17 protein-coding genes are annotated in these 15,818 nt (G+C 57.4%); 8 read left to right on the forward strand and 9 right to left on the reverse strand.

Annotation, left to right across the window (positions count from 1 at the left end):
* Positions 1-6 precede the first annotated feature (6 nt).
* The 3 genes from trpD (at position 7) to KGB23_RS12520 (ending at position 2,658) form a co-directional block, all read left to right on the forward strand.
* The gene (gene trpD / locus KGB23_RS12510) at positions 7-1,056 is read left to right on the forward strand and encodes an anthranilate phosphoribosyltransferase (RefSeq protein WP_095127233.1); all 1,050 of its coding nucleotides are present in this window, start codon (positions 7-9) and stop codon (positions 1,054-1,056) included.
* Complete coding sequence (trpC, locus tag KGB23_RS12515) at positions 1,053-1,889, forward strand: indole-3-glycerol phosphate synthase TrpC (protein ID WP_223431296.1); 837 nt, start codon at positions 1,053-1,055, stop codon at positions 1,887-1,889. Before trpD ends, trpC begins: the two co-directional genes overlap by 4 nt.
* Before the next feature lie 67 nt (positions 1,890-1,956).
* A complete protein-coding gene (locus tag KGB23_RS12520; protein ID WP_223431297.1) occupies positions 1,957-2,658 on the forward strand; it encodes a biotin/lipoate A/B protein ligase family protein in 702 nt (233 codons plus the stop codon).
* On the opposite strand, the gene crp is transcribed toward KGB23_RS12520, so the two are convergent.
* Positions 2,655-3,299, reverse strand: a complete 645-nt coding sequence (gene crp, locus KGB23_RS12525) for a cAMP-activated global transcriptional regulator CRP (RefSeq protein WP_046045393.1) — start codon at positions 3,297-3,299, stop codon at positions 2,655-2,657. The genes KGB23_RS12520 and crp overlap by 4 nt on opposite strands.
* A 231-nt stretch (positions 3,300-3,530) precedes the next feature.
* On the opposite strand from crp, the gene KGB23_RS12530 reads away from it, so the two are divergent.
* Complete coding sequence (locus tag KGB23_RS12530; protein ID WP_007941657.1) at positions 3,531-3,953, forward strand: OsmC family protein; 423 nt, start codon at positions 3,531-3,533, stop codon at positions 3,951-3,953.
* 238 nt (positions 3,954-4,191) lie between these two features.
* A complete protein-coding gene (speD, locus tag KGB23_RS12535; protein ID WP_223431298.1) occupies positions 4,192-4,986 on the forward strand; it encodes an adenosylmethionine decarboxylase in 795 nt (264 codons plus the stop codon).
* 73 nt (positions 4,987-5,059) lie between these two features.
* Here the strand turns inward: speD and coq7 are convergent, their stop codons facing one another.
* The 6 genes from coq7 to hemJ all read right to left on the reverse strand — a co-directional run bounded on the left by coq7 (position 5,060) and on the right by hemJ (position 9,587).
* Entirely contained in the window at positions 5,060-5,707 is a 648-nt protein-coding gene (coq7, locus tag KGB23_RS12540; protein WP_223431299.1) for a 2-polyprenyl-3-methyl-6-methoxy-1,4-benzoquinone monooxygenase, read from the reverse strand.
* 125 nt (positions 5,708-5,832) lie between these two features.
* On the reverse strand, positions 5,833-6,171 hold the full coding sequence (locus KGB23_RS12545) for a histidine triad nucleotide-binding protein (RefSeq protein ID WP_008147240.1): 339 nt from the start codon (positions 6,169-6,171) through the stop codon (positions 5,833-5,835).
* Between the two features lie 82 nt (positions 6,172-6,253).
* Positions 6,254-7,042 (reverse strand): SDR family NAD(P)-dependent oxidoreductase, encoded by a 789-nt coding sequence (locus KGB23_RS12550; RefSeq protein WP_223431300.1) that lies wholly within the window; start codon positions 7,040-7,042, stop codon positions 6,254-6,256.
* 62 nt (positions 7,043-7,104) lie between these two features.
* The gene (locus tag KGB23_RS12555; RefSeq protein ID WP_223431301.1) at positions 7,105-8,070 is read right to left on the reverse strand and encodes a DUF805 domain-containing protein; all 966 of its coding nucleotides are present in this window, start codon (positions 8,068-8,070) and stop codon (positions 7,105-7,107) included.
* Between the two features lie 86 nt (positions 8,071-8,156).
* Complete coding sequence (locus KGB23_RS12560; protein WP_223431302.1) at positions 8,157-9,125, reverse strand: NAD(P)H-dependent flavin oxidoreductase; 969 nt, start codon at positions 9,123-9,125, stop codon at positions 8,157-8,159.
* A 33-nt stretch (positions 9,126-9,158) separates the two neighbouring features.
* A complete protein-coding gene (gene hemJ, locus KGB23_RS12565; protein ID WP_046045400.1) occupies positions 9,159-9,587 on the reverse strand; it encodes a protoporphyrinogen oxidase HemJ in 429 nt (142 codons plus the stop codon).
* A gap of 135 nt (positions 9,588-9,722) precedes the next feature.
* Here hemJ and argC point away from each other — a divergent pair, with 135 nt between their 5' ends.
* Both argC and erpA read left to right on the forward strand, forming a co-directional pair.
* Positions 9,723-10,757 (forward strand): N-acetyl-gamma-glutamyl-phosphate reductase, encoded by a 1,035-nt coding sequence (gene argC / locus KGB23_RS12570; RefSeq protein ID WP_046045401.1) that lies wholly within the window; start codon positions 9,723-9,725, stop codon positions 10,755-10,757.
* Between the two features lie 168 nt (positions 10,758-10,925).
* Positions 10,926-11,276, forward strand: coding sequence for an iron-sulfur cluster insertion protein ErpA (gene erpA / locus KGB23_RS12575; RefSeq protein WP_223431303.1), 351 nt, complete (start codon positions 10,926-10,928; stop codon positions 11,274-11,276).
* Between the two features lie 79 nt (positions 11,277-11,355).
* Here the strand turns inward: erpA and KGB23_RS12580 are convergent, their stop codons facing one another.
* Together KGB23_RS12580 and KGB23_RS12585 are read right to left on the reverse strand one after the other, a co-directional pair.
* Positions 11,356-12,447, reverse strand: a complete 1,092-nt coding sequence (locus KGB23_RS12580) for an anhydro-N-acetylmuramic acid kinase (RefSeq protein WP_223431304.1) — start codon at positions 12,445-12,447, stop codon at positions 11,356-11,358.
* A 3-nt stretch (positions 12,448-12,450) separates the two neighbouring features.
* Complete coding sequence (locus KGB23_RS12585) at positions 12,451-13,875, reverse strand: peptidoglycan DD-metalloendopeptidase family protein (RefSeq protein WP_223431305.1); 1,425 nt, start codon at positions 13,873-13,875, stop codon at positions 12,451-12,453.
* A gap of 212 nt (positions 13,876-14,087) precedes the next feature.
* Here KGB23_RS12585 and tyrS point away from each other — a divergent pair, with 212 nt between their 5' ends.
* On the forward strand, positions 14,088-15,287 hold the full coding sequence (gene tyrS, locus KGB23_RS12590) for a tyrosine--tRNA ligase (protein ID WP_056741332.1): 1,200 nt from the start codon (positions 14,088-14,090) through the stop codon (positions 15,285-15,287).
* Positions 15,288-15,818 lie beyond the last annotated feature (531 nt).

Genomic DNA, 15,818 nt, shown 5'->3' on the forward strand with positions numbered 1-15,818 from the left:
CTTTTCATGAATATCAAGACAGCCCTGAGCCGTATCGTCGAACAGCTCGACCTCAGCACCGATGAGATGCGCGATGTCATGCGCGAAATCATGACCGGTCAATGCACGGATGCGCAGATCGGCGCGTTCATGATGGCCATGCGCATGAAGAGTGAAAGCATCGACGAAATCGTCGGCGCCGTGTCGGTCATGCGCGAGCTGGCGGACAAGGTCGAACTCAAGACCCTCGACGGCGTTGTCGATGTGGTGGGCACCGGCGGTGACGGTGCCAATATCTTCAACGTATCGACCGCTTCCTCGTTCGTGGTCGCGGCCGCCGGTTGTACCGTCGCCAAGCACGGTAACCGTGCGGTCTCGGGCAAAAGCGGCAGCGCCGATCTGCTGGAGGCGGCGGGTATCTACCTGAACCTGACGCCGGTTCAGGTCGCACGCTGCATCGACAACGTCGGCATCGGTTTCATGTTCGCCCAGACCCATCACAGTGCCATGAAGCACGCCGCCGGCCCGCGCCGGGAGCTGGGCTTGCGCACGCTGTTCAACATGCTCGGCCCGCTTACGAATCCGGCCGGTGTGAAGCATCAGGTGGTGGGCGTGTTCAATCAGGCGTTGTGCCGGCCGCTGGCTGAAGTCTTGCAGCGTATGGGCAGCAAGCACGTGCTGGTGGTGCACTCGAAGGATGGCCTGGACGAATTCAGTCTGGCAGCGCCGACCTTTGTGGCGGAATTGAAGGATGACCAGATCACCGAGTATTGGGTCGAGCCAGAAGACTTGGGGATGAAGAGCCAGAGCCTGCACGGTCTGGCAGTGGATAGCCCGGCGGCCTCGCTGGAGCTGATTCGCGATGCCCTGGGCAAGCGCAAGACCGAGAACGGTCAGAAAGCCGCGGAAATGATTGTGCTCAATGCCGGTGCCGCGCTGTACGCCGCCGACCATGCCAGCAGTTTGAAAGAAGGCGTTGCCCTGGCGCACGATGCGCTGCACACAGGCCTCGCTCGGGAAAAACTGGAGGAGTTGGGTGCATTTACCGCGGTATTCAAAGTGGAGAATGAGGGATGAGTGTACCGACGGTTCTGGAAAACATTCTGGCCCGTAAAATCCAGGAAGTCGCCGAGCGTAGCGCTCGCGTAAGCCTGGCAGAGCTGGAAAGTCTGGCCAAGGCGGCCGATGCACCCCGTGGTTTTGCCAAGGCATTGTTGGCTCAGGCCAAGCTCAAGCAGCCAGCGGTCATTGCAGAAATCAAGAAAGCTTCACCGAGCAAAGGCGTTATCCGCGAGAACTTCGTTCCCGCCGACATCGCCAAGAGTTACGAGAAGGGCGGCGCGACCTGTCTGTCAGTGCTCACCGATATCGATTACTTCCAGGGCGCCGATGTGTATCTGCAACAGGCGCGTGCGGCGTGCAAACTGCCGGTGATCCGCAAGGACTTCATGATCGATCCGTACCAGATCATTGAAGCCCGCGCGTTGGGCGCCGACTGCGTGCTGCTGATCGTCTCCGCACTGGATGACGTGAAAATGGCCGAGCTGGCTGCCGTCGCCAAAAGTGTCGGCCTCGATGTGCTGGTGGAAGTTCACGATGGCGACGAGTTGGAGCGGGCCTTGAAAACCCTCGACACTCCGTTGGTCGGCGTGAACAACCGCAACCTGCACACCTTCGAAGTCAATCTGGAAACCACGCTCGATCTGTTGCCGCGTATCCCGCGTGATCGCTTGGTGATCACCGAAAGTGGCATTCTCAACCGGGCCGATGTTGAACTGATGGAAATCAGCGATGTGTACGCGTTCCTGGTTGGCGAAGCGTTCATGCGCGCCGAAAGCCCGGGCACCGAGCTGCAGCGTCTGTTCTTTCCTGAGCGTGGTATCGCGGTGAGCGGTTCTACACTCGACTGAACGTGACTTGATGAAGAAGCCGGCGATGCCGGCTTTTTTATACCCCAAACAAAGGATGTCTACTGTCATGACCCAGCCCATCGCCTTGACCGTCGAAGCCGGCCTGCTCGCCGAACAGGATCTGTTGGCCCATGTGTGCACCGGCGATTCGGAATTTGGGCTGTTGTTCTGGCAGCCCAGTGACAAGGCGCTGGTCATGCCGCGACGGTTGAATCGTCTGCCTGGGTTCGAGGCCGCGTGCGAGGTGTCGGCGGCGGCAGGTTGGCCGGTGTTGCTGCGTGAAACCGGCGGTGAACCGGTGCCGCAATCGGCCTCAACGATCAACATCGCACTGGTCTACGCGCCACCGCGTAGCGAGGGTGACCAGAACCGCATCGAAACCGGTTATCGCCGGCTGTGCGATCCGATTTGTCAGTTACTCGATGAACTGGGCGGCGTTTCGTCTTTGGGCGAAATAGAGGGGGCGTTCTGTGATGGGCGTTTCAACGTCAACCTTGATGGGCGCAAGATGGTCGGCACGGCTCAACGCTGGCGCCAGAGCAAGGGCGGTACGCGTCCGGTAGGGTTGGTGCACGGTGCTTTGTTGCTCGATAACGAGCGTGAGTCGATGGTTGCGGCGGTTAACCGTTTCAATGAAGCCTGTGGCCTGGAGCAGCGAGTTCGCGCCGAGAGCCACATTGCCCTTCATGAAAAATATGCAGCACCTGATGCGTTGGGGCGACTCGACACGTTGTACCGCCAGTTGCTGGCAGACATGTTCAGGGTTTAGCGCGTACCGAAGACCACCATGGTCTTGCCTTTGACGTCCACCAGGTTGCGTTCTTCCAGGTCCTTGAGTACGCGACCGACCATCTCGCGTGAACAACCGACAATCCGCCCGATCTCCTGACGGGTCACCTTGATCTGCATGCCGTCGGGATGGGTCATTGCATCTGGCTGCTTGCACAGTTCCAGCAGGCAACGTGCGACGCGGCCGGTAACGTCGAAGAATGCCAGGTCACCCACCTTGCGGGTGGTGTTGCGCAGGCGCTGTGCGATTTGTCCGCTGAGCACGTAAAGAATGTCTGGATCCTGTTGGGACAGCTCGCGGAATTTCGCGTAGCTGATTTCCGCGACTTCGCATTCGATCTTGGCGCGCACCCATGCGCTGCGTTCCTGTTCCAGGCCGGCCTGTTCGAACAGGCCCAGCTCGCCGAAAAAGTCTCCGGAGTTCAGATAGGCGATGATCATTTCGCGGCCGTCGTCATCCTCGATCAGGATGGTGACCGAACCCTTGATGATGAAGAACAGGGTTTCCGAGCGATCGCCGGCACAAATGATGTTGCTTTTGGCCGCATAACGACGGCGCTGGCAGTGCATCAGCAGCTTGTCGAGGTTCTTGATTTTGGGTGTTGGGGTAATAGCAACCATGGTTGTATCCCGAAAAGACTTCACGGTGTGTTTGGTTTTCTTATGAGTCGCTGAGGTTGCTACAAAGCTGGCCATGCGCCAGTGAATTGGCGCCAGCTTAACAGACACTTCCTGCAATATTCGAGAATTTACCTACAGCGCAGCGGCTTGCGTCGTAGGAAGGCGAGACGCCGTCAATCAAGGCCCCTGTGCTAAGCTGGCGACCCTTTTTTATACAGTGGAGTCTTGGCGATGAAGGCACGCATCCAATGGGCTGGCGAAGCCATGTTCCTCGGCGAATCCGGCAGCGGTCATGTCGTGGTCATGGACGGTCCGCCCGATGCCGGCGGTCGCAACCTGGGTGTCCGGCCGATGGAAATGCTCCTGCTGGGTGTTGGCGGTTGCAGCAATTTCGACGTGGTCAGCATCCTCAAGAAGTCCCGTCAGGCCGTTGAAAGCTGCGAAGCCTTCCTCGAAGCTGAGCGTGCCACCGAAGATCCGAAGGTTTTCACCAAGATCCACATGCACTTCGTGGTCAAGGGCCGAGGCTTGAAAGAAGCCCAGGTCAAACGCGCCATCGAGCTGTCTGCCGAGAAGTATTGCTCGGCGTCGATCATGCTCGGTGCGGCTGGCGTGGCAATTACCCATGACTACGAGATCATCGAGCTCGGTTGAATCGACATTCAACTATCATAAAGGCAGTGCAGACTGTGGCGATCCCAAGCTGACGTCTGCACAATGCGCCACTTTTTTCAGGGTAGTGGCCTGTCCGCCGACAGGCCGCGCACTCCAACAGACAACCAAAGTCGCCATTGTGAAGAGGTGTTAACCGTCCTACGCAGGTGTGTCGTTCGCATCTGACGGGCATGCTTGATCATGCGGCCGGGCCGCAATACATAGAGAGTCTTTAACGGTGAAAAGCAAACTCAAGCTCCACGGGTTCAATAACCTGACAAAGACCTTGAGCTTCAACATCTATGACATCTGCTACGCGCAAACCCCGCAAGACCAACAGGCTTATGTCGAGTACATCAATAAAGAGTACAACGCGAAGCGCTTGACGCAGATCCTCACAGAAGTTGTCGATATCATTGGTGCCAACATCCTGAACATCGCCAGTCAGGATTATGAGCCCCAAGGCGCCAGCGTCACGATTCTGATCTCTGAAGAGCCGGTGACCCCGACCGACAGTCAGATCGAAGAGTCCCCGGGCCCGCTGCCTGAAATTATCCTGGCCCACCTCGACAAGAGCCACATCACGGTGCACACCTACCCGGAAATCCATCCGGACGATGGCATCGCGACATTCCGTGTGGACATTGATGTGTCGACCTGTGGCGTCATTTCACCGCTCAAGGCGCTCAACTTCCTGATTCACCAGTTCGATTCGGACATCGTGACCGTGGATTATCGCGTGCGCGGCTTCACCCGTGACGTGGAAGGCAAAAAGCACTTCATTGACCACGAGATCAATTCGATTCAAAACTACCTTTCTGTAGACACCCGCGACGCGTACCAGATGACCGACGTGAACGTGTACCAGGAAAACCTGTTCCACACCAAAATGCTGCTGAAGAACTTCGAACTCGATAACTACCTGTTCGGCGACGCCACCAGCAGCCTGTCCCCTGAGCAGCGTGCGCAGGTGACTGACCGCGTGAAACACGAAATGCTGGAAATCTTCTACGCGCGCAACATGCCGAGCTAATTTTCTGCGAGCAAAAAGAAAGAGCGCTGAAAAGCGCCCTTTTTTGTGCCCGTGATTTTTTTTGGGGAGGGGATCAGATCCGATAAGTACTCTTGGTCATGACCTTGGCCATCAGGCTCATGCCGAACTTCACCGGTGCCGGGAAGCGGAATCCCCCAGCCTCCAGCGCGCTTTCGGCGTGGTGTTCTTCATCAATGCGCATCTGCTCGAGGATCGCCCGGGACTTTTCGTCCTCGGCTGGCAGTTGCTCAAGGTGTTCGTTGAGGTGTTTGCACACCTGATGCTCGGTCGCGGCAACGAAACCCAGGCTGACTTTATCGCTGATCAACCCGGCCACCGCGCCAATCCCGAACGACATGCCGTAGAACAGCGGATTGAGAATGCTGGTGTGGCTGCCCAACTGTTTTATGCGTTGTTCGCACCAGACCAGGTGGTCGACTTCTTCTTCGGCGGCATGCTCCATGGCGGCGCGCACTTGCGGCAGCTTGGCGGTCAGGGCCTGACCCTGATACAGCGCCTGGGCACAGACTTCGCCGGTATGGTTGATGCGCATCAGACCGGCGACGTGCCGGGTGTCGTCGTCGCTCATTTGCGCATCCGGCTGAACGATAGCGGGCGAAGGACGGTACGGCTGACCACTGAAGGGCAACAAGGTACGCATCGCGGCATCGGCTTGCAGCAGAAGGCGGTCAATCGGCGAGTAGTGACGTTGGGTAGTCATGCTGACCTCCGGGAAGAATCTCGGCGGCCAGTTTAACCCAATCGGCCGGGGGAAGGTTTGCGCTGGGTCATTGCGACGCAGGTACTTGTGGGAGCGGTTGCCCACCCCCACGAGGTTTGCTGCAGTCAGCCCGGCGGCCAATGCATCTGGCGCTGACCCAATACATGCATATGTATGTGATAGACGGTCTGCCCACCCAGTGGATTGCAATTCATGACCACGCGAAAGCCCTCTTCGCAGCCCAGTTCCAGGGCCAGACGCTGGGCGGTGAACAGAATATGCCCAGCCAATGCCTTGTCGTCCTCGGTCAGGTCGTTAAGCGTACGCACCGCTTTTTTCGGGATCACCAGAAAATGCACCGGTGCCTGTGGGGCGATGTCGTGGAAGGCCAGTACCTGGTCGTCCTCGTAAATGATCTTCGCCGGGATTTCCCGGTTGATGATCTTGGTGAACAGAGTATCCACAGCTGTTTTCTCCGTTGTTTGGGCTGGCCTGAGTGTAACCATGGGTTATGCCCGAGCCCAGCCTTTTACCTTGAGGGTGCGATCAGCGCGGGCAGTAAGCCTTGTTGACCATGCCGGCGATTGTCCGGGTCAGCCAGCGCGAGCCGAGTCGCGGCAGGAAGGCACGCCAGCGGTTGCGTCGACCCGGAATAATGATGGCGCGATTTTTCTCCAGGGCCCGCACGGTATAGAGCGCGACTTCCTCGGGGCTCATCAGCATTTTGCTGTCGTTCAGTTTGCCAGCGTCCAATTGTGCGGTGCGGAAAAACGCCGTGCGGGTAGGGCCGGGGCAGAGCACCGACACCTTGACCGCGCATTTTTTCAGTTCGACGCGCAACCCTTCGGAAAAGTGCAGCACATAAGCCTTGCTGGCGTAGTAAGTACTCATCCACGGGCCCGGATGGAACGCCGCCACCGAGGCGACATTCAAAATTTGCCCGCCGCCTTGCAGCGCCATGCTGTTGCCGATCGCGTGACACAGGCGAGTGAGCGCGAGGATGTTCACTTCGATCAGGTCCTGCTCAGTCATCCAGTCTTGGGCTAGAAAAGGGCCGCAGGTGCCGATGCCGGCGCAGTTGACCAGCAAATCGATCTGTCGGTCACCTTCCTCCAGCTCCAGCAGAAAACCGGACAGCCGTAGCGGCTCGCCGAGGTCACAGGCCCGGAACAACACTTCCACGTCAAAACGTTGAGTCAATTCAATCGCAATACTTTCCAGCTGATCACGCTGACGAGCCACCAGAATCAGGCTGCGGCCGCGCCGGGCCAGCGCTTCGGCCATCGCCAGGCCGATGCCGCTGGAAGCGCCAGTGATCAGAGCGTAACGGGTCATGCATTTCTCCATCGCAACAGCTCCGCGCCGGCGACGCAGGTGTCACGGACGGGGAGCGCTGTTCATTCTTTCGCAGAGTCTACAGGGGGCTGGGCTGCTTCGGCTGCTTCGTCAGCTGAATTTGGTGCTGGCTCTGCTTCCACGGCGGTTTGATCTTCGATCTCTTCGGTGGTCACGGAGTCACTTTCATAGCTGCTCTGGGTGGCGCTTTCGTATTCGCTCTGAATGGTAGTAAGGCCACCGGTCAGTCCGCCGATGAACAGGATCGCGATAAACACCAGCCACAGTGAAGACAAGACCTTGACCGCGGTGCTATTGGGCGGTGATGGCGCACCGTATCGATTGGCGGTGTTATTACCCGGCGCGATCATCATCACGAACGGAAAGATGCTGCCCACGAACGGCACGAGGGTCAGCAGCCAGAGCCAGCCTGACCAGCCGATATCGTGCAGACGCTGGACACTGAACTGAATACTGACGAACGCGAGCGCCACGACGAGAACAAAGGCCAGCAAACCACCGAGAATCAGGCCGGAGGTCGAGTCCGTAGTGATGAGGGCCAAGCCGAAAACAGCAAGCACAGCGCCAACGCCAAGGGTCACCAGCGTCAGCGACATCGTCCAGGCCAGATAACGCAAGCGGCCGATCCGACCCTCGAAGCTGAAGGGCTTGAGTGTGGAAAATTCAGGCAAAACTTCGCCAACGGTAGCCCGGGGTGGTGCGTAAGGGGATTCGGGATCTGTCGCGACGCCAGGGGAGTGTTCATGAACGTCGGACAGGTTCAGCTCGATCGAGGGTTCGGATTCAATCCGGGCATCGATTCCGGTTTTGTTCAGCGCCTGGAGATAAGTCTGCGCATCGACCTGCGACAGGTCGCGTTTGAGCGCAACAGGCTTGCCACTGAACAGCCGCTCGATGGCTGCCACATCGCTTTTGAACAACTCGGCGAGATTGAGCTTGGCGGTGGTGACGTCAACACCTGGCAGCAGAGCGCCGTCGAACACGATCTTGAAACGGTTTTCGCTCATTGCGAGGCATCCTTGTCACGAATGTTTCAGGGAGTATTGCGGGTGGAGTGTAAGGCCAGCCGAAATGGACTGGCCAAGTTTTCCTGTCAGCGTGGCCAGCGCTTGGGCAGCGTTGCCGCCAGCTCCAGTGCTTTGCGGTACTCGGCATCGAGGCGGGCGACCAATTGGTCGACACTCGGCAGGTCGTCGATCTCGCCGACACCCTGGCCTGCGGACCAGACGGTTTTCCAGGCTTTGGCTTCATCACTTATTGGCTTGAGTTTGGAGCCGAAGTTCACCTCACCCTTGCGTTGCAGCGCGGCCATGTCAAAACCTGCAGCCTCAAGGCTCTGACGCATAAAGCTCGCCGGTACTCCCGACACCGCTGGAGTATGGACGATGTCCGCGGCTCTGGAAGTCAGCAGCATCTCTTTATAGGCGTCAGACGCATGACTTTCGGTGGTACCGATAAATCGCGTACCGAAGTAGGCCAGATCCGCACCAAGCAATTGCGCAGCGAGAATCTCGTGACCGTGGTTCAGGCAACCGGCCAGCAGCAGGGTCTTGTCGAAGAATTGGCGTATTTCGGCAATCAGCGAGAACGGGCTCCAGGTTCCGGCGTGTCCACCGGCGCCCGCGGCTACGGCGATCAAGCCATCCACGCCGGCCTCAGCGGCTTTTTCTGCATGGCGGCGAGTCGTCACGTCATGGAACACCAGACCGCCATAGCTGTGTACTGCATCGACCAGTTCTTTCACGGCGCCGAGGCTGGTGATCACGATCGGCACTTTGTGCTCGATACAGATTTCCAGATCCGCTTGCAGCCGCGGGTTGCTGTTGTGGACGATCAGGTTCACCGCATAAGGCGCTGGGTTGTCCAATGTCGCCAATCCTGCTTCGATCTCTTCCAGCCAGGCCTTGAAGCCACTGCTCTCGCGCTGGTTCAGCGCAGGAAAGCTGCCCACCACGCCATTACGGCAGCAGGCGAGCACCAGTTGTGGGTTGGAGATCAGGAACATTGGCGCTGCCACCACTGGCAGACGCAAGCGTTGTTCGAGCAGAGCGGGCAGCGACATTGGAAGTACCCCGGTGATTTGTGCTTATTGGAGTTAAAACGGCCGAACGACGACCAGAATTACAATAGCCAGCAATATCAGAACCGGCACTTCATTGAACCAGCGATAAAAGACATGGCTGCGGGTGTTCTCGCCACGGGCAAAACGTTTTACCTGGGCGCCGCACATGTGGTGGTAGCCGATCAGGATCACTACCAGGGTCAATTTGGCGTGAATCCACGCACCCTGACTGAATATGCTTGGGTTCAGGCCGATCAGCGCGATGCCGAAAATCAAGGTGGCGATCATCGCCGGCCCCATGATGCCGCGGTACAGCTTGCGCTCCATGATGCTGAAACGTTCCTTGCTGACGGTGTCCTCGCTTTGGGCATGATAGACAAACAGGCGCGGCAGGTAGAACAGGCCGGCAAACCAGCAGACCATGCTGACGATGTGAAGCGCTTTGAGCCACAGATAAAGCATTTTTAGTTATTCCCAGGTTCACGGTAGCCCGAATAGTAGAGGCTTGAGCCGCCGCACGTCACCTTGACGGTTGTCGCAGAGCCGCGCGGCCCCTATTATCGACGGCTTTCCAGTGGGTTCGTTGAGGGCAGGTTTATGGTCAAGGTCGGTATCGTCGGCGGCACGGGTTACACCGGTGTCGAACTGCTGCGTCTGTTGGCGCAACATCCGCAAGCTGAAGTGGCAGTCATCACTTCCCGATCCGAGGCCGGTCTGGCCGTGGCTGATATGTATCCGAACCTGCGCGGTCATTACGATGGCCTGGCGTTCAGCGTTCCGGACATCAAGACGCTGGGTGCTTGCGACGTGGTGTTCTTCGCCACGCCTCACGGTGTTGCCCATGCGCTGGCTGGCGAACTGTTGGCAGCCGGGACTAAAGTCATCGACCTGTCGGCGGACTTCCGTCTGCAAGACGCCGATGAGTGGGCCAAGTGGTACGGTCAGCCGCACGGCGCGCCGGAACTGCTGGAAGAGGCGGTCTATGGCTTGCCGGAAGTCAATCGCGAGCAAATCAAGCAGGCCCGTCTGATCGCCGTGCCGGGTTGCTACCCGACCGCTACGCAATTGGGTTTCCTGCCATTGCTGGAAGCAGGTCTGGCCGATACCACTCGCTTGATTGCTGACTGCAAATCCGGTGTCAGTGGTGCCGGTCGTGGCGCGTCTGTAGGTTCGCTGTACTCCGAGACGTCGGAAAGCATGAAGGCTTACGCCGTCAAAGGTCACCGTCACTTGCCGGAAATCCGCCAGGGCCTGCGTCGAGCTGCGGGCAAGGACGTCGGTCTGACGTTCGTTCCGCACCTTACGCCAATGATTCGAGGCATCCACTCGACGCTCTACGCGACTGTCGTGGATCGCTCGGTCGATCTGCAGGCGTTGTTTGAAAAGCGTTATGCCAACGAGCCGTTCGTCGATGTCATGCCTGCTGGCAGCCATCCGGAAACCCGCAGCGTGCGCGGTGCCAACGTTTGCCGTATTGCGGTGCATCGTCCGCAGGATGGTGATCTGGTGGTGGTGTTGTCGGTGATCGACAACCTGGTCAAAGGTGCGTCGGGGCAGGCGGTGCAGAACCTGAACATCCTGTTTGGTCTGGATGAGCGCTTGGGTCTGTCCCATGCAGGCATGCTGCCGTAAGGTTTTATCCTGCTCAGCAAAAAGGCCCGTCTGACGGGCCTTTTTGCATTCCGGGCTTACGATTGGGTTGATTGATATACCGTAACAATAGTTGACCGATTTTCTAGGAGAAGCGGATAATGCGCGTCATCACGCATTATGGCGGCGTAACGCCGGGAGATAGTTAGCATGAGCGTCGAATCCTTCACCCCCACGGCTTTGCAATTCACCCACGGTGCCGCGCACAAGGTGAAGAGCCTGGTCGATGAAGAGGGGAATCATCGTTTGAAGCTGCGCGTATTTGTTACGGGCGGCGGTTGTTCAGGTTTTCAGTACGGCTTCACCTTCGATGAAGAAGTGGCCGATGACGACACCATTGTCGAGCGCGAAGGGGTGAGTCTGGTCGTTGATCCGATGAGCTTCCAGTACCTGGCAGGTGCCGAGGTGGATTATCAGGAAGGTCTGGAAGGATCGCGCTTCGTGATCAAGAATCCGAACGCCAGCACCACGTGTGGCTGCGGCTCTTCGTTCTCGATCTGATCGCAATCACCGCGTCACCAAGCGCCGCATGGTCTCAGGGCTCTGCGGCGTTTTGCTGTCCGGGATCTGGTATGGATGGTCAGGCAGGGTAGATGGCGCCGAGTACGCGCAGGCCGCTTGCGCCGGTGACGCTTGGGCGATTGGCAGCGATGCCTTCAAGGCAGCAATGGGCCAGCCAGGCGAAGGCCATGGCTTCGACCCAGTCCGGGTCTACACCGTAAGCCGCGGTGCTGCTGACCTTGGTGTTCGGCAGCAAGCTGGCCAAGCGGTTCATCAGCGTGGCGTTGTGGGCGCCGCCGCCGCAGACCAACAGTTCCTGGGTATCTGATTGAGCGTTCTGTAGTGACTCGATAATGGTCAGTGCGGTCAGCTCAAGCAGTGTTGCTTGCACGTCTTCGGCGGCGAAGGTCGGCAGTTTCGATAGATGTTGTGTCAGCCATGGCAGGTTGAACACTTCGCGGCCGGTGCTCTTTGGGCCTTTGGTCACGAAAAATGGATCACTCAGCAGTTCGTTCAGCAGAACCGGTTCGACGTTGCCGCTGGCAGCCCATTGGCCATCGCGATCAAAGTTGTCTCCGCGTTGCTGGTGAATCCAGGCATCCAGCAGAACGTTTCCTGGACCGCAGTCGAAACCCGCAACAGGTTTGCCGGGTTCAATCAGGCTGAGGTTGCTGAATCCGCCAACGTTCAATACTGCGCGATTGCCTGCGCGCTCTTCAAACAACGCTTCGTGAAAGGCTGGGACCAGTGGCGCGCCTTGTCCGCCAGCCGCAACATCGCGGCTGCGGAAGTCGCTGACCACGGTGATGCCGGTCAACTCGGTCAGAAGGGCAGGGTTGCCTATCTGCACCGTAAAGCCGCGCGCCGGTTCGTGGCGAATGGTCTGGCCGTGGCTGCCAATCGCGCGAATGTCTTCGGGCTTCAGGTTTTGTTGGTTTAAGAGGGAGTGAATGCCCTGTGCTGCCAGCTTCACCCAGTTTTGTTGGACGATGGCGGAGCGGGCAATCTCGTCCGGGCCGCTGGCGCACAAGCCAAGCAGCTCGGTGCGCAGGGAGTCAGGCATTGGGGTGTAATGTGTGGCGATCAGTTTGATCGCCGGGGCCAGCTCGACCAGCGCAATGTCCAGGCCATCGAGGCTGGTCCCGGACATCACACCTATATAGAGCGTCATGGCTTAGCGCTTGCTCGAAGCCAGCTGCGTGGATTTTTCTTGATCCATGCGCGCCATCAGCGGTTGGCTCTGCGCGAGGAAACGTGCGCGCTCGGCTTTGGAGATCGGATCGGCCATCGCCACCTTTTGGCCTAGTGGGTCGACGTGCACGCCATTGACCTGGAACTCGTAATGCAAATGCGGTCCGGTGGAAAGTCCGGTAGTCCCGATGTAGCCGATCACCTGGCCTTGTTTGACGCTACTGCCAGTCTGCACGCCTTTGGCGAAGCCCTGCATGTGGCCGTACAGCGTACGGTAGGTATTGCCGTGCTGGATGATCACGGTATTGCCGTAGCCACCGCGGCGACCGGCCAGCAACACTTTGCCGTCACCGGCAGCCTTGATTGGGGTACCACGCGGCGCTGCATAGTCGACGCCTTTGTGAGCGCGGATCTTGTTCAGGATCGGGTGCTTGCGGCCCATGGAGAATTTCGAGCTGATGCGGGCGAAGTCCACCGGGGTACGGATAAACGCCTTGCGCATGCTGTTGCCGTCAGCAGTGTAGTAGCTGCTGTTGCCTTGTTTATTGGTGTAACGCACGGCGGTGTAGGTCTTGCCGCGGTTAGTGAAGCGAGCGGAAAGGATCGGGCCATTGCCGACAGCCTTGCCATTGACGACCTTCTGTTCGTAGATGACATCGAACTGGTCACCCTGGCGAATATCCTGGGCGAAGTCGACGTCATAGCCAAACACGCTGGCCATGTCCATGGTCAGGCTGTGGGACAAACCGGCGCGTGCAGCGGACTGCGACAGCGAGCTGTTGATCACGCCATGAACGTAGGCAGAGCGCACGTTCGGCTTGGCGGTAATGCGGTTGAATGCATACCCCTTGTCATTCTTGGTCAAGGTGATGCTTTCGACGTCGCTGATCTTGCTGTGAAGGTTGGTCAGCTGGCCATCGGGGCTCAGTTCGAATTCGAGTTTCTGGCCATGTTTGAGTTGGCTGAACTGCTTGGCTTGTTTGTCGCTGGCCAGTACTTCATGCACCGAAGCTGCTGGAAGGCCGACTTTTTCAAACAGGGTGGAGAGGGTATCGCCTTTAGAAACGATCACTTCCCTGTGGTTTGGAGACTTTTTTTCTTCGATCACAGGCGCCGGCGCTGGCGCGACCTGAGCGGTTTCCTGAGGTTCTTCGGCGCTGTTTTCGATCTGCGCAAAAGGGGACGCTGCTGGCTCATTTGTGGCTTGGACCGCTTCGGCAGCGTCTTGATCTTGTGTCAGTTGTTCAGCTGGGCTTTCCAGTTCAAGACTCAGGGTCGTCTTTTTGGCTTCAACATCACTGGAAGGGAATACCAGAAGCGCCAGGCTCAGAAGGGCGGCGATGCCACTTGCTGCGAGCAGGTGGGTCTTTGGGTAAAGCGGCGGCGCTTTAGACGATTCTTTGGTCATAGGTAATTTTTGACTTTGAAAAAGATGAATTGGAAAAGATGAATGACATGATGAAGATGAAATAACTGTATAAAATATAACCAAATCATCTCTGAAGCAAGTCCGCGAACGCGGTGTCCGTGGATTGGCGTCCGTGCGCCGGGCAAAACTTGTATTTGACGCGCGATCTTGTATGGTTGGTTCCCTTTGAATTCGAGCCTTGCGGGTCTGTTATGAAGTCGGTTGAAGAGCAGCTAGCGCTGATTAAACGTGGTGCGGAAGAACTGTTGGTCGAGTCCGAGCTGATCGAAAAGCTCAAGCGTGGCCAGCCTCTACGTATTAAGGCAGGCTTCGATCCGACCGCGCCGGATTTGCACCTGGGTCATACCGTGCTTATTAATAAGCTGCGCCAGTTCCAGGAGCTGGGGCATCAGGTGATCTTCCTTATAGGTGACTTCACCGGGATGATCGGCGATCCGAGCGGTAAGAGTGCGACGCGTCCTCCTCTTACCCGCGAGCAGGTTCTCGAGAATGCCGAGACCTACAAGACTCAGGTTTTCAAGATTCTTGATCCGGCGAAAACCGAAGTTGCGTTCAACTCCACCTGGATGGATCAGATGGGGCCGGCCGATTTCATTCGCCTGACTTCTCAATACACCGTGGCTCGCATGCTCGAGCGCGACGACTTCTATAAGCGCTACACCACCAATCAGCCAATCGCCATTCATGAGTTTCTCTATCCGCTGGTTCAGGGTTACGACTCGGTAGCCTTGCGCGCGGATGTCGAGTTGGGTGGTACTGATCAGAAATTCAACCTGTTGATGGGGCGCGAACTGCAGCGTGGATATGGTCAAGAGGCTCAGTGCATTCTGACCATGCCGCTGCTTGAAGGTCTGGATGGTGTGAAGAAGATGTCCAAGTCCTTGGGCAACTACGTGGGTATTCAGGAAGCGCCGGGTGTGATGTACGGCAAGCTGGTTTCCATTCCGGATGCGCTGATGTGGCGCTACTTCGAATTGCTCAGTTTCCGCTCCATGGATGAGATCAATGCATTCCGTGCTGATGTCGAGGCGGGTGCCAATCCGCGTGATATCAAGATCAAGCTGGCCGAGGAGATCGTTGCGCGTTTTCATGGTGAAGAGGCTGCGGCCAATGCTCACCGTGCGGCGGGTAACCGGATGAAGGAAGGCGAGCTGCCGGACGATCTGCCGGAGATCGAGTTGACTGCTACTGAAGACATGCCGATCGCTGCTGTCCTTAATAAGGCAGGTCTGGTCAAGAACTCGGCTGTCGCTCGGGACCTTCTAGGTTCTGGTGGTGTGCGTATAGATGGTGAGGTTGTCGATCGCACCTTTATATACGTACTGGGCGCGACCCATGTTTGCCAGGCTGGGAAGAAGGCATTTGCGCGTATTACGCTCAAATCCGAATAAAGCTCAAATTAGGTGTTGACGGCAGATTCTGGAAGTCTATAATTCGCCCCACTTCCGGCGCAGTCGAAACGGAAAACTCCTTGGTAAACAACGAGTTATGCAGTTTTCGACAGCGAGTTGCTTCAGGTCATCGAAGCCCAGAAGGAGTCGGTCAGGCAGGGTGGTTTAGCTTGATTGACGATTCGATCTTCTCGGTCGAAAGCGGAACAAAAGAGGTGTTGACAGCAGCGAGTAACGCTGTAGAATTCGCCTCCCGCTAACGAGAGATCGCAAGCGCAAGTGGTTGAAGTTGCAAAGGAAACTTTGAAAACTTCGAAAAATAACCGCTTGACAGCAACAGAGGCTGCTGTAGAATGCGCGCCTCGGTTGAGACGAAAGATCTTAACCAACCGCTCTTTAACAACTGAATCAAGCAATTCGTGTGGGTGCTTGTGGAGTCAGACTGATAGTCAACAAGATTATCAGCATCACAAGTTACTCCGCGAGAAATCAAAGATGTAACCAACGATTGCTGAGCCAAGTTTAGGGTTT

Origin of the sequence: Pseudomonas sp. GL-B-26, assembly GCF_019947405.1 — a bacterium.
GTDB lineage: Bacteria > Pseudomonadota > Gammaproteobacteria > Pseudomonadales > Pseudomonadaceae > Aquipseudomonas.